The 13299-nt window shown below is 70.4% G+C and carries 9 protein-coding genes; 6 read left to right on the top strand and 3 right to left on the bottom strand.

Going from position 1 to position 13299, the window contains the following annotated elements:
• Positions 1-277: 277 nt before the first annotated feature.
• From ACFT4A_RS05650 to ACFT4A_RS05635, 4 genes are all read left to right on the top strand, one after another.
• The gene (locus ACFT4A_RS05650; RefSeq protein ID WP_382826253.1) at positions 278-1903 is read left to right on the top strand and encodes an ABC-F family ATP-binding cassette domain-containing protein; all 1626 of its coding nucleotides are present in this window, start codon (positions 278-280) and stop codon (positions 1901-1903) included.
• Between the two features lie 10 nt (positions 1904-1913).
• Positions 1914-4184: an ATP-binding cassette domain-containing protein gene (locus ACFT4A_RS05645; RefSeq protein ID WP_382826251.1), complete on the top strand. Its 2271-nt coding sequence runs from the start codon at positions 1914-1916 to the stop codon at positions 4182-4184.
• A 688-nt stretch (positions 4185-4872) separates the two neighbouring features.
• Positions 4873-5649: a dimethylargininase gene (gene ddaH / locus ACFT4A_RS05640; RefSeq protein WP_382826250.1), complete on the top strand. Its 777-nt coding sequence runs from the start codon at positions 4873-4875 to the stop codon at positions 5647-5649.
• Positions 5650-5837: 188 nt separating this feature from the next.
• Positions 5838-6818, top strand: a complete 981-nt coding sequence (locus ACFT4A_RS05635) for an acyl-ACP desaturase (RefSeq protein ID WP_382826248.1) — start codon at positions 5838-5840, stop codon at positions 6816-6818.
• A gap of 81 nt (positions 6819-6899) precedes the next feature.
• Here ACFT4A_RS05635 and ACFT4A_RS05630 read toward each other — a convergent pair whose 3' ends face one another.
• Positions 6900-7145, bottom strand: coding sequence for a WhiB family transcriptional regulator (locus tag ACFT4A_RS05630; protein ID WP_382826246.1), 246 nt, complete (start codon positions 7143-7145; stop codon positions 6900-6902).
• Positions 7146-7367: 222 nt separating this feature from the next.
• Here ACFT4A_RS05630 and ACFT4A_RS05625 point away from each other — a divergent pair, with 222 nt between their 5' ends.
• A complete protein-coding gene (locus ACFT4A_RS05625) occupies positions 7368-8153 on the top strand; it encodes a VOC family protein (protein WP_382826245.1) in 786 nt (261 codons plus the stop codon).
• Between the two features lie 354 nt (positions 8154-8507).
• Here ACFT4A_RS05625 and ACFT4A_RS05620 read toward each other — a convergent pair whose 3' ends face one another.
• Together ACFT4A_RS05620 and ACFT4A_RS05615 are read right to left on the bottom strand one after the other, a co-directional pair.
• Complete coding sequence (locus tag ACFT4A_RS05620) at positions 8508-9557, bottom strand: LacI family DNA-binding transcriptional regulator (RefSeq protein WP_382826244.1); 1050 nt, start codon at positions 9555-9557, stop codon at positions 8508-8510.
• Between the two features lie 79 nt (positions 9558-9636).
• On the bottom strand, positions 9637-10614 hold the full coding sequence (locus ACFT4A_RS05615) for a multicopper oxidase domain-containing protein (RefSeq protein WP_382826243.1): 978 nt from the start codon (positions 10612-10614) through the stop codon (positions 9637-9639).
• Between the two features lie 189 nt (positions 10615-10803).
• Here ACFT4A_RS05615 and ACFT4A_RS05610 point away from each other — a divergent pair, with 189 nt between their 5' ends.
• Positions 10804-13281, top strand: a complete 2478-nt coding sequence (locus ACFT4A_RS05610) for a ThuA domain-containing protein (RefSeq protein WP_382826242.1) — start codon at positions 10804-10806, stop codon at positions 13279-13281.
• Positions 13282-13299 lie beyond the last annotated feature (18 nt).

The following is a 13299-nucleotide window of genomic DNA, read 5'->3' as shown; positions in this document are numbered from 1 at the left end:
CGCTCGGGGCGCACGTTAATTCGTTGACAGGCCCGACACCCCCTCGTACGTTGGACAGCGTCCTGTTGCCGCCGATTGGAGAAGGACGTTGCTCGTCTGAGGTCCTGAGACACCGCGTCACACCCATCAGGTGTGTGCGCTGCGTGCGACCTCGGCGACTGAGCCGTCCTCCGGTGCAGGGCTTTTCTCATGCCCGTGGAGTCCCTCCTCCCTGGTCGCAGGTGTCTCGATACGCGTTTGCCCCTGACCGCATCAAGCAACCGCGAAAGAGGCCCGCATGCCTACTTCCATCACTGTCACGTCCCTCTCCTTCACCTGGCCCGACGGCTCCTCCGTCTTCGAGGGCCTGGACGCCGCGTTCGGCCCGGGCCGGACCGGCCTGGTCGGTGTCAACGGGTCGGGGAAATCCACCCTGTTGAAGCTGATCGCCGGTGAGCTCGCACCGGCCGACGGCGCCGTCCGCGTGGCCGGCGAGGTCGGCTACCTCCCGCAGAACGTCACGCTCGACACCGCCCTGCGCGTCGACCAGGCGCTCGGCATCGCCGCACAGCGGGCCGCGCTGCACGCCATCGAGGCGGGCGATGTGGCCGAGGCGCACTTCGAGACCGTCGGCGACGACTGGGACGTCGAGGAGCGCGCCCTGGCCACCCTGGGCGAACTCGGACTCGGGCACGTCGAGTTGGACCGCACCATCGGCGAGGTCTCGGGCGGCGAGTCGGTCCTGCTGCGCCTGGCCGCGCTGCTGCTGCGCCGACCCGACGTGCTGCTGCTGGACGAGCCGACCAACAACCTCGACCTGTACGCGCGCAGGCGGCTGTACGCGGCCGTCCAGTCCTGGCCGGGCGTGATGGTCGTCGTCAGCCACGACCGTGAACTCCTGGACCTCGTGGACCAGATCGCGGATCTGCGCTCCGGCGAGATCACCTGGTACGGGGGCAACTACTCCGACTACGAGGAGGCTCTGTCGGTCGAACAGGAGGCGGCCGAGCGCATGGTGCGCGTGGCCGAGTCCGACTTCCGCAAGCAGAAGCGCGAACTGGCCGACGCCCAGGTCAAGCTGGCCCGCCGCAAGCGGTACGGGCAGAAGATGTTCGAACAGAAGCGTGAGCCGAAGATCGTCATGGGGGCACGCAAGCGCGCGGCGCAGGAGTCCGCGGGCAAGCACCGCATCATGCACGAGGAGAGGCTCGCCGAGGCCAGGGAGCGGCTCGACGAGGCGGTGGAGGCCGTACGGGACGACGACGAGATCCGGGTCGACCTGCCGTACACGGCCGTGCCGCCGGGACGTACCGTCCTCACCCTCCAGGATCTCGGGCTCCGGTACGGCGCCCGTGTGGAGGGCGGCTTCGAGCTGCGCGGTCCCGAGCGGGTCGCGCTGATCGGGCGCAACGGCTCGGGCAAGACCACGCTGCTGCGCACGATCACCGGCGAGCTGGACCCGGAGTCGGGCGACGTACGCACGCATGTGCCGTTGCGGTTCCTGCCGCAGCGGCTCGACGTTCTCGACGGGGAGCTGACCGTCGCCGAGAACGTGGCCCGGTTCGCGCCGGACGCCACCAACAACCGGATCCGGGCGCGGCTGGCCCGCTTCCTGTTCCGGGGCGCCCGGGCCGACCAGAAGGCGGCGACACTGTCCGGCGGCGAGCGCTTCAGGGCGGCGCTGGCCGCGCTGATGCTGGCGGAGCCCGCGCCGCAGCTGCTCATGCTCGACGAGCCGACCAACAACCTCGACATGGCGAGCGTGCGGCAGCTGACCACGGCCCTGGAGTCGTACGAGGGGGCGCTGATCGTGGCCAGTCACGACCTGCCGTTCCTGGAGTCGATCGGCATCACGCGCTGGCTGGAGCTGGAGGACGGAGAACTGAAGGAAATCACGCCAGAGGCTGTCGGGTATTCCGCCTAGCGTCGGCGGCATGACCGACTTCACGCACGATGTCATCACCCTGACCGGAGCACGCGAGAACAACCTCAAGGACGTCACCCTCCGCATCCCGAAAGGCCGGCTGACCGTGTTCACCGGCGTTTCGGGGTCGGGGAAGTCGTCCGTCGTGTTCGACACGATCGCGGTGGAGTCGCAGCGCCAGCTGAACGAGACGTATCCGTGGTTCGTCCGCAACCGGCTGCCCAAGTACGAGCGGCCGCACGCGGACGGTCTGGAGGACCTCTCCCCCGCGATCGTCGTCGACCAGCGGCCGGTCGGCGGCCACTCCCGGTCGACGGTCGGCACCATGACGGACGTCTACTCGGTGATCCGGGTGCTGTTCTCGAGGCACGGCACCCCGAGCGCCGGGCCGGCCACGGCGTACTCGTTCAACGACCCGTCGGGCATGTGCCCCGACTGCGACGGCCTCGGCCGTACGGTCCGGCCCGACTGGGACCGCATCCTGGACCCGGACCGCTCCCTCGCCGACGGGGCGGTCCGCTTCCCGCCGTTCGCCGCCGGGACCTGGCAGGGGCAGACGTACACGAACAGCGCCGACCTGGACCCGGGCAAACCGGTGGGGTGGTTCACGGCCGCAGAGCGGGAGTTCCTGATGCGCGGGCGGCCCGGCAGCAAGGTCACCGTCAACGGCACCGGCGGCACCTGGACCACCGAGTACGAGGGGCTGGCCGACCGCTTCGAACGGCTGTATCTGAAGCGGGACCTGTCGGCCATGAGCCAGAAGACCCGCGACCTGGTCCGGGAGTTCCTGGTGGAGGGCGACTGCCCGGCCTGCCGGGGAGCCCGGCTCAACGCGGCGGCGCTCGCGACCCGGATCAACGGGCGTTCCATCGCCGAGTGCGCCGGGATGCAGGTCACCGACCTCATCGCCGTACTGAAGGAGATCGACGACCCGGTGGCCGGGGTGATCGCGGGAGCGGCGGTGGCCGCGCTGGAGCGGATCGAGACGATCGGGCTCGGCTACCTCAGCCTCGACCGGGAGACGGCGACGCTCAGCGGCGGGGAGGGGCAGCGGCTGAAGACGGTGCGGCACCTCGGCTCCAGCCTGACCGGGATGACGTACATCTTCGACGAGCCGAGCGTCGGCCTGCACCCGCGCGATGTGGGCCGCCTCGGGGATCTGCTGCTGCGGCTGCGCGACAAGGGCAACACCGTGCTGGTCGTCGAGCACGACCCGGACGTGATCGCGCTGGCGGACCATGTGGTGGACATGGGGCCGGGGGCCGGGACCGGGGGCGGCACGGTGGTGTTCGAGGGCACGCCGGACGAGCTGGCCGCGTCGGGCACGCTCACCGGCCGCTGTCTGCGCACCCGTACGGCGGTCAAGGACGAGGTGCGCCGGCCCGTCGGCGACCTGTGGGTCAAGGGAGCCGACCGGCACAATCTGCGGGACGTCACCGTACGGTTCCCCGCCGGGGTGCTCACGACGGTGACCGGGGTCGCCGGGTCGGGGAAGAGCACCCTGGTCGCGGAGTTCACCGCCGCCCACGACGAGGCCGTGGTCGTCGACCAGTCGTCGATCGGGATCTCGGGCCGGTCCACTCCGGCGACGTATCTGGGGATCATGGACACGGTACGGAAGATCTTCGCCCGCGAGACCGGGGCCGAGGCGGGCTTCTTCAGCTTCAACTCGAGCGGAGCCTGCGGCACCTGCGAGGGCCGGGGCATCATCTACACCGACCTCGCCTTCATGGACCCGGTGACGACGACCTGCCACGACTGCGAGGGGCGGCGCTTCAGGGACGAGGTGCTGCGGCTCACCGTGCGGGGCCGTTCCATCGCCGACGTCCTGGAGATGACGGCCGAGCAGGCGCTCGGCTTCTTCGACGACACGGGCGTACGGCGCCGGCTGCGCGCCCTGCGGGACGTCGGGCTGACGTATCTGACGCTCGGCCAGCCCCTCTCCACCCTCTCCGGGGGCGAGCGGCAGCGGATCAAGCTGGCCACGCGGCTGCACCGGACGGGTGCGGTCTACGTGCTCGACGAACCGACGACCGGCCTGCACATGGCGGACGTGGCGGGACTCGTCGCCCTGCTGGACCGGCTGGTCGACACGGGCAACACGGTCATCGTCGTCGAGCACAACCTGGACGTGGTCGCCCGTGCCGACTGGGTGATCGACCTCGGCCCGGACGGCGGCAGGGACGGCGGCGAGCTCGTCTTCGAGGGGACGCCGCGGCAGCTCCTGGCGGCGGAGGGGTCGTTCACCGGGGAGCATCTGCGGCGGGCGGTGCGGGGGTAGGGGCCGTGCCTTTGCCCACCCACCCACCCGAATCGGTCGGACAAGAGGCTCGCCTCGCCCCGGGGCTCCGCCCCGGAGCCGGGCTTGGTCCCCTGCCCCCAGCAACGCGTCGCCCGTCGCGTGCTCGGCATGCCCCATGCCCGCATCCCAGCCGGGGTTCGCCCCCTGCGCCCCAAGCCGGGGCTTGCCCTGCCTCGGGACTCCCCCCGGGCCCCAGCCGGCGCTTCACCCTCTGCACCCCGAGCCGGGCCTGGTCCCCTGCCCACAGCAACGCGTCGCCGGCCGTGTGCTCGGCATGCCCCATGCGCGGCTCTCAGCGCCCCCAACTCCGGCGGGGGCTACGCCCCCCTGTCCCCCAAGCCGGGCTTGACCCCCTGCACCCCCAGCAACGCGTCGCCCGCCGCGCTCGGCACGCCTCATGCCCGGCTCCCAGCCGGGCTGCACCCCATGCGCCCCAAGCCGCGCATACCCTGCCTCGGGACTCCGCCCCCAACCCCGGCGGGGGGGGCGCCTCCTGCTCCCTTCCCGACCCCGGAGCCGCGCCCCCAGCTCCTCCCGCCGTCCCGGGGGTGTCCTCTCATCGAATCGACCTGCATCATGGTCGGCTGACGCCCGACGCGTTCCGGTCGATCCCGGGGGACCCGTCGGGGTGGTCCCGACACGTCCCATCCGATACGGAGTCACGCTCGTGCCCAGCAAGAAGGCCCTCGTCCGCCGCCCCAGCCCACGTCTTGCCGAGGGGCTGGTGACGCACATCGAGCGGGAGGGGATCGACGCCGACCTCGCGGTCGAGCAGTGGGAGGCGTATGTGACGGCCCTGCGCGCGCACGGCTGGGACACCATCGAGGTGGAGCCGGCCGACGACTGCCCGGACTCGGTGTTCGTCGAGGACACGGTCGTGATGTACCGGAACGTGGCGCTGATCGCGCGCCCGGGCGCCGAGTCCCGGCGTGCGGAGACCGCCGGGGTCGAGGAGGCCGTGGCCGGTCTGGGCTGCTCGGTGAACTGGATCTGGGAGCCGGGCACCCTGGAGGGCGGCGACGTCCTGAAGATCGGCGACACCGTGTACGTGGGCCGGGGCGGGCGCACCAACGCCGCCGGCGTCCAGCAGCTGCGCGCCGCGTTCGAGCCGCTGGGCGCGCGGGTCGTCGCCGTACCGGTGAGCAAGGTGCTGCACCTGAAGTCGGCGGTCACGGCGCTGCCGGACGGCACGGTCATCGGGCACATCCCGAAGATGGACACGCCGTCGCTGTTCGCGCGTTTCCTGCCGGTGCCCGAGGAGGCCGGCGCACACGTGGTCCTGCTCGGCGGTGACAAACTGCTGATGGCGGCGAGCGCGCCGAAGACCGCGGAGCTGTTCTCGGATCTCGGGTACGAACCGGTCGTCGTGGACATCAGCGAGTTCGAGAAGCTCGAGGGATGTGTGACATGCCTCTCGGTGCGGCTGCGGGAGCTGTACACCTGACCGGGCCGGCGCCTCACTCTTCCGGCCCTCGACCAGCGCGTCCGAGGGCGGCGCCGGGCCCGCGAGCGACCCGCTGATCAGCGGCCTTTACAGCGTTCTTAACCTACGGCATCGTAACCTACGGAAACGTAGCCTACGATTCCGTAAGTTACCGCTCACCGCTCGTCCGTATGTCCCCTGGAGAGTCCATGACGATCGCCACTCCCCATCTCGGCAGCCCCGCCGGCGCCTGGACCGACGCTCAGCTGCTGTACGCGCTGGAGGAAGTGGTCGAGAAGGAGCTCAACCGGCATCTGCAGGTCGCCAAGGACTGGATGCCTCACGAGTACGTGCCGTGGAGCGACGGGCGCAACTTCCCCGGCCTCTTCGAGGACGGCGAGGCGTGGGAGAAGGAGCAGTCCCAGGTCACCGAGATCGGCCGCATCGCGCTCATCGTCAATCTTCTGACCGAGGACAACCTCCCCAGCTACCACCACGAGATCGCCTCGCTCTTCGGCCGTGACGGCGCCTGGGGCACCTGGGTGCACCGCTGGACCGCGGAGGAGGGCCGGCACGGCATCGTGATGCGGGACTACCTGCTCACCTCGCGCGCCGTGGACCCGGACAAGCTGGAGCAGTTCCGCATGTCCCACATGAGCGAGGGCTTCGAGTCGGACAACCGTCACTCGATGCTGCACTCGGTCGCCTACGTCGCCTTCCAGGAGCTGGCCACCCGCATCTCGCACCGCAACACCGGCCACCAGTCCGGTGACCCGGTCTGCGACCGCATGCTGGCCCGCATCGCGACCGACGAGAACCTGCACATGGTCTTCTACCGCAACCTGCTCAAGTCGGCGTTCCAGCTCGCGCCCGACCTGACGATGCAGGCGGTGCGGGACGTGGTCGTGAACTTCCGGATGCCCGGTCACGGCATCCCCGGCTTCGAGCGGGCCGCCGCGCAGATGGCGATCGGCGAGGTCTACAACATGCGCATCCACCACGACGACGTGCTCCAGCCCGTGCTGCGCTTCCTGAAGATCATGGAGATCGACGGACTGGGCCCCGAGGGCCGCAAGGCGCAGGAGGAACTCGGCCTGTTCATGGGCGGCCTGGACTCCGAGGCGTCGAAGTTCGACGAGAAGCTGGCCGCGCGCAAGGCCCGCATGGCGGCGCGTGCGGCCGGCGCGTGACCCGGTAGACCGGCCCCAGCCACACGCTCAGCCCCCTGGCAGGACGTCCTGCCAGGGGGCTCTTGCGTGCGACACGGCCTGCTAGCTCGACCTGCGCCGCAGCTCCAGCCGTTCCTTCTCCGACATGCCGCCCCAGACGCCGAAACGCTCGTCGTTGTCCAGCGCGTATGCGAGGCACTCCGTACGGATCGGGCACAGGCCGCAGATCCGCTTCGCCTCCCGCACCGAACTGCCCGGTTCGGGGAAGAAGAAGTCCGCCCCGGTCTGCGCACACAACGCTTCCTGCTGCCAGGCGAGTTCGGGCGAGGTGATGGTGTCGATGTGCATGGCCAGAAGCGTCGCGGTCGGCGAAAAACGTTCGATCAACGCGGGATCAACACCGCGTTCATGCCCCCGGCCACTCCGATCATCACCTCTTCGGTGAGCCGACGCACGGCGGCGCGCGGGAACGTCGCGCACCATGCCCTCGCGGTGCTCCGGCGGCGCTTGTCAGTGGGCGGTGCGAGACTCGGCAGAGAGACGACGGGACCCTGTGCGAGGAGGGCGGCCATGCTCACCACCCGTTATGTCACCGGCGCTCCGAACTGGATCGATCTCGGCACTCCCGACATCGACGGCGCCGCCGCCTTCTACGGGGATCTGTTCGGCTGGAGTTTCCAGCCGGGCGACCCCGAGGTCGGGGGGTACGGCCTCTTCCAGCTCGGCGGCAGAACCGCCGCCGGCGGTATGCAGACCACGCCTGAGCAGGGCCCGCCTTCCTGGGGGGTGTACTTCCAAGCCCCGGACGCGGACGCCACGGCGAAGGCCGCGGAGCAGGCGCGCGGCTCGGTGCGGATGCAGCCCATGGATGTGCTGGACCTGGGCCGCATGGCGATCCTCGCCGACCGGGCGGGCGTCCAGTTCGGCCTGTGGCAGCCGGGGCGCAACAAGGGCCTGGACGTCGTCCAGGAGCACGGCTCGCTGTGCTGGGTGGAGCTGTACACGGCGGACGTCCCCGCAGCGGCCGCCTTCTACCACTCCGTGCTCGGCCTGGAGACCTTCGGCGTCGAGTTCCCCAGCGGCGCCTACACCACCTTCGTCCCCGCCGGGGAGCCCGAGGACGCCATGTTCGGCGGCGTCGTGCCGCTGGCCGACGACCCGGTGGAGGAGGAGGCGTACTGGCTGCCGTACTTCGAGGTCACCGACCCTGACGCCCTCGTCGCCCGGGCCGAGGAGCGCGGCGGCACGATCCGCCTGCCCGCCACGGACCTGCCGGGCGTCGGCCGCCTCGCCAAGCTCGCGGACCCGTACGGGGCCCGCTTCGCGGTGATCCACAGCGAGCCGCAGGCGGCCTGAGGCAGACTCCTGGCGTGATGCCGGCATGCGCCGGCGTCGGCCCCGTGTCGTGGCGTGGTGCCAGGCCGCTCTGGGCCGCTGCGCCTCCCGGCGTGGTGCGGACTGAACCTGGGCCGCTCCTTGGCCGCGCGCCAACCGGCCCGGGCCGGCCCCCTCCCCGCGTGGTGCAGGCTGGGCCTGCGCCGACCCTTGCCCTGGCACGGTGCCAACCGGCCTGAACCGCCCCCCCCGTAGCGCAGGCCTGCCCTGGCCGCCCCGCGTGGCGAGAGCCTGCCCGGCCTGCCGGGGAGCCCGGCCCTGCCCCGCTGCCGCACAACGGCCGGGGCGACGTCTCCCCCGAACCGCGCCGGCCGACTACGCCGACGCCCGCCGGACCAACGTCGTCGGCAGGACCACGCTGGAGGGCGTGCCATCGGCGGCCTCGTCCGAGGGCGCGTGCGAGGTGCCGCGGTCGAGTTCGCGCAGCAGCAGGCGGGCCATCAGGCGGCCCATCTCCTCGATGTCCTGACGGACCGTCGTGAGGGGCGGGTCGGTCTGTTCCGCGACGGGCAGCATGTCGTCGAAGCCGATCACGGCGATGTCGTCGGGGACGCGGCGGCCGGACTCGCGCAGGACGCGCAGGGCACCGGAGGCGGCGAGGTCGTTGGCGGCGAACACCGCGTCCAGGTCCGGGCAGCGGTCGAGGAGTTCGCGCATCGCGCGCTCGCCCCCGGCCGGGGTGAAGTCGGCCTCGGCGATCAATCGCGGGTCGGCGTCGGCCATGACGTCCCGGTAGCCGTCGAGCCGGTCCGCCGCCGAGGTCTGGTCGAGTGCGCCGGTGATGTGCGCGATCCGGGTGCGGCCGAGGCCGGCCAGGTGGCGGACGGCGTCGCGGGCGCCGCCCCGGTTGTCGCTGTCGACGTACACCACGCCCTGCCGGTCGCCGCTCCAACCGGGCCGGCCGCCGAAGACGGTGGGGACACCGGCCCGCTGGATCAGCTCCGGCAGCGGGTCGTGGAGGTGCAGGGAGAAGACGAGGGCCCCGTCGACATGTCCGCCGGCCAGGTACCGGCCGACCCGGGCGTGATCGTCCCGGCCCTCCGTGAGCAGCAGGACGAGCTGGTTGTCATGGGCCGTGAGTTCCTTGCTGATGCCGCGCAGCTGGAGCGCGAAGAACGGGTCGGCGAAGACCCGGGTCTCGGGTTCGGCGACGACGACCGCGATCGCGTCGTGCCGCCGGGTCACCAGGGAGCGGGCGGCCTGGTTGGGCACGTACCCGAGTTCGTCCACGGCCTTGCGGACCCGCTCCACGAGAACATCGCGCACCCCGTCCCCGCCGTTGACCACACGCGAGACGGTGGCCCGCGAGACACCGGCCCGGGCGGCCACGGCCTCCAGAGTGGGACGCGGCGCGGTGTCGGTCACTTCGGGGCTCCTCATCTGCGGCTGCGGATCAGGATAGCCCCGGGCGGGCAGGGTGGTGAGAGCGCTCTCGCGCGTGAGGTCAGTGCTCGTGCGCGTGTTCCGGCTGTTCGCCCCCGTGCTCGTGCGGCTCGTACCCGGGGATCGTCCCGTCCGGCTTCTTCACCAGGAACAGGCCCACCATCCCCATGTCGGAGTGGCTCTGCACATGGCAGTGGTACATCCAGGCCCCGGCACCGACCCCCTCCCCCGCGATCACCTGGAAGCCGAAGGAGTCGGCCGGGCCCGTGATCTTGTTGTCGATGACCTGGCTGGGGTCGTCCGGGCCGGTCAGCATGCCGGTGCGGTTGTCCGCCCAGCGATGACCGTGCATATGGAACGTGTGGTAGAACTCGCCGTGCGTGATCACGATGAACTCGACGCGATCCCCCACCGTGGCCTCGAAGTTCGGCCCGGAGTGCGGCGGCCTGTTGTTGATGCGCATGTCATTGAAGACGACCGTGTGCGTCCGGTCCGGCAGCACATCGCCCTTGCGGCGGACGATCACCGGGCCGTACAGGCCCTTCTGGAGCCCCTGCGTTCCGTGTTCGGTGCCGACGACATGGTCGTGGTAGTGCCAGTAACCCGCGCTGCCCGCCCGCCAGGTGCCGTCCTTGCGGCGGCCGGGGGCGTGGGTGCGCCAGGTGTAGGTGCGGGTGCCGCCCGGTTCGACATGGCTGCGGTTCATCTTCGTGCCGTCGCTGGTGATCTCGTAGTCCAGGCCGTGCACATGCAGGCTCACCGCCACGTCCATGGTGTTCTCGAACTCGACGTGCAGGGTGTCGCCCTCGTTGAGCTCGATCAGCGGGCCGGGGGTCGTCGCCTTGCCCTTCTCCAGGCCGTAGCCCATCTGGCCGTCGGCGAGCTTCTCGGCGTACAGCTTGATGCGCTTCACCTCGCCTCCGGCGGGTGCCGTCTTCGCCGGCCCGTCGGCGCTGATGGCCTCCGGCGCCACCGACAACGATGTCGCGACGGTCGCGGTACCCAGCAGGACCCGCCGGTTGAAGCTGCGTCTGTCCATGCGGAACTCCCCACCCTGGTAAGGCTTTTGCAGAGGCGTACCTGTGATGAACCTGTGCGACGGTACCGGCCGCGCTCCCGTTTATCCACACTCAAGACAAAGTTGGAGCCATCCCGGTCATAGGTATTGGCGAGCCGAGCAAAGGGGTTTAGCTTCCTTGGCGGTGTTGCTGTGACCGAGGAGGTGCCCATGCACTTACGAGGGTTGAGCAAGGGAAGACGTGTCTGGGCGGCCTCCGTGGCCGCCGGAGTCGTGACCGCCGGGCTGCTGTCGGGGCCGGCCGCGAACGCGAGGCCGTATCCGGAACCCCCGCTGACAACGATGTCGATCAAGTCGCCGCCGGGCGGCGCGAATGTACGAGTGCTGCTCTTCCACGGTTCCGCGGCGGCCGGGGAGGAGTCCCCCGTCGTGAACGCCGGGATCGAGGCGATCGAGAAGATCGGGCTCTCGGGCCCGGCGAACCGCCGTTTCAAGGTCGAAGCCACCGGCGACGCCTCGGTGTTCACCAACGAGACGAGGCTCGGCCGCTTCAACTCGATCGTGTTCCTGACCGGCGGGGGCGATGTCCTCGACGCGGAGCAGGAGGCGGGCCTTGAGGCGTACATGGAGGCCGGCGGCGGTTTCGTCGGTCTCCATGACGCGGCGCGCGCGGAGCCGTACTCCGACTGGTTCACCGGACTGGTGGGAGCCCGCCCGGCCGCGTCGAGCCCTTCGGCCGCGCAGCGGGCGACCGTCGAGGTCGGCGACCGCCGGCACCCGGCGACCAAGGACCTGCCGGTGCAGTGGAAGCACCCGGACAAGTGGCTGAACTGGGTGAAGAACCCCTCGGGCGATGTCCATACGGTGGCCCGGGTACGGGAGTCGAGCTACCAGCCTGGGACGGGCGCCAACGGCTGGGATCATCCGGTCAGCTGGTGCCGTGACTACGACGGCGGCCGCTCCTTCTACACCGGCATGGGCGGCACGGTGTCGTCGTACGACGAGACCGACTTCCGTGCCCATCTGCGCGGCGCGCTGATGTGGACGACCCGGCTGGAGCAGGCCGACTGCAAGGCGACCATCAACGCCAACTACCAGGCGGAACGGCTGACCAAGCCCAACCAGCCGGGGCGGAACGACCAGATCGGCGAGCCGCACGGGCTGGTCACCGCGCCCGACGGCCGGGTGTTCTACATCGGCCGGGGCGGCGCCGACTCCTCGCAGCCGGTGGTCACGGACTGGAACAACCCCGACATCGGCAAGGGCAAGGGCGAGATCCACGTCTATGACCCGAAGACCAAGCAGGTCACGCTCGCGGGTGCGCTCACCGTCTTCGGCAACAAGGGCGGCGGCGACGAGCTGATCAAGGTCGAGGAGGGGTTGCTCGGCATCGAGCTGGACCCGGGTTTCGCGACGAACGGCTGGGTGTATCTGCACTACACGCCGCACGCGCAGATCAACCGCGACACCCGCATGGCCGAGCGTCGCGTCTCCCGCTTCACGCTCGACCAGGCCACTAACAAGCTGGACCTGGCCAGTGAGAAGGTGCTGCTGAAGTGGCCGGTGCAGATTCACAGTTGCTGCCACTCGGGCGGCGGGATGGCCTGGGACTCCAAGGGCAATCTGTACATCGCCACCGGTGACAACAACTCCAGCGGGTTCAGCTCCGGTTACTCGGGCAACAACCCGCAGCCGAACTACAAGGGCGTCTCCTTCGCGGACGCGCGCCGCACGGCCGGCAACACCAACAACCTCAACGGCAAGATCCTGCGCATCCACCCGGAGCCGGACGGGACGTTCACGCTTCCCGAGGGCAACCTCTTCACCGGGAAGGAGACCGACGAGGGCGGTGGCAAGACCCGCGGCGAGATCTACGTGATGGGGGTCAGGAACCCCGCCCGTATCTTCGTCGACAAGTCGACCGATGTGCTCTACGCGGGCTGGGTCGGTCCGGACGCGAGCGCGCCCTCGACCACCTGGGGTCCGGCCAAGTACGACACGTTCGCCGCCATCACCAAGGCGGGCAACCGCGGCTGGCCGTACTGCATGGGCAACAAGCAGCCCTACCGGGACCGCAATCTGCCGGACCCGTCCAAGCCGCTGGGCTGGTACGACTGCGACCGCCCGAAGAACGAGTCGCCGAACAACGACGGCCTGGTCGATCTGCCGCCGGTCACCGGCAACAACATCTGGTACTCGCCGCAGGGCGGGGCGCCGGACTACCCGCGGGACGCGAACGGCGTCCCCTCGTACAAGCCGGAGCAGGCGACGTACCGGCTGCCCTGGCTGAAGGGCGGCGGCCAGGCCGCGATGAACGGGCCGGTCTACCGCTACGACGCCGGCAGCACGAGCGCGGCCAAGTGGCCCGCCTACTGGGACGGCAAGTGGTTCGTCGGTGACTTCTACGACGCCGACCAGCCGCGCAACGCGGTGCTCATGGACCCGAAGACACAGGGCGACGGCGGTCTGCCGGTGCACTCGGAGTCGCTGAAGAAGATCGTGCCGATCGGCAACGACGGCATCAAGAACCTCATGGACTGGAAGTTCGGTCCGGACGGTGCGCTGTACGTCCTCGACTACGGCCGCGGCTTCTTCACCTCGGACTCCAAGTCGGCCCTGTGGCGGGTCACCTACAAGGGCGGCGGGCCGACCCCGGCCGCCGACCAGCTGGCGAGGGGGACCGAGTGATCCGGCACCGAAGAATCT

The sequence above is a fragment of the Streptomyces sp. NPDC057099 genome (genome assembly GCF_042671245.1).
In the GTDB taxonomy this organism is placed as follows: Bacteria; Actinomycetota; Actinomycetes; order Streptomycetales; family Streptomycetaceae; genus Streptomyces; species Streptomyces purpurascens.
This window is presented reverse-complemented; position numbering and strand designations above follow the sequence as displayed.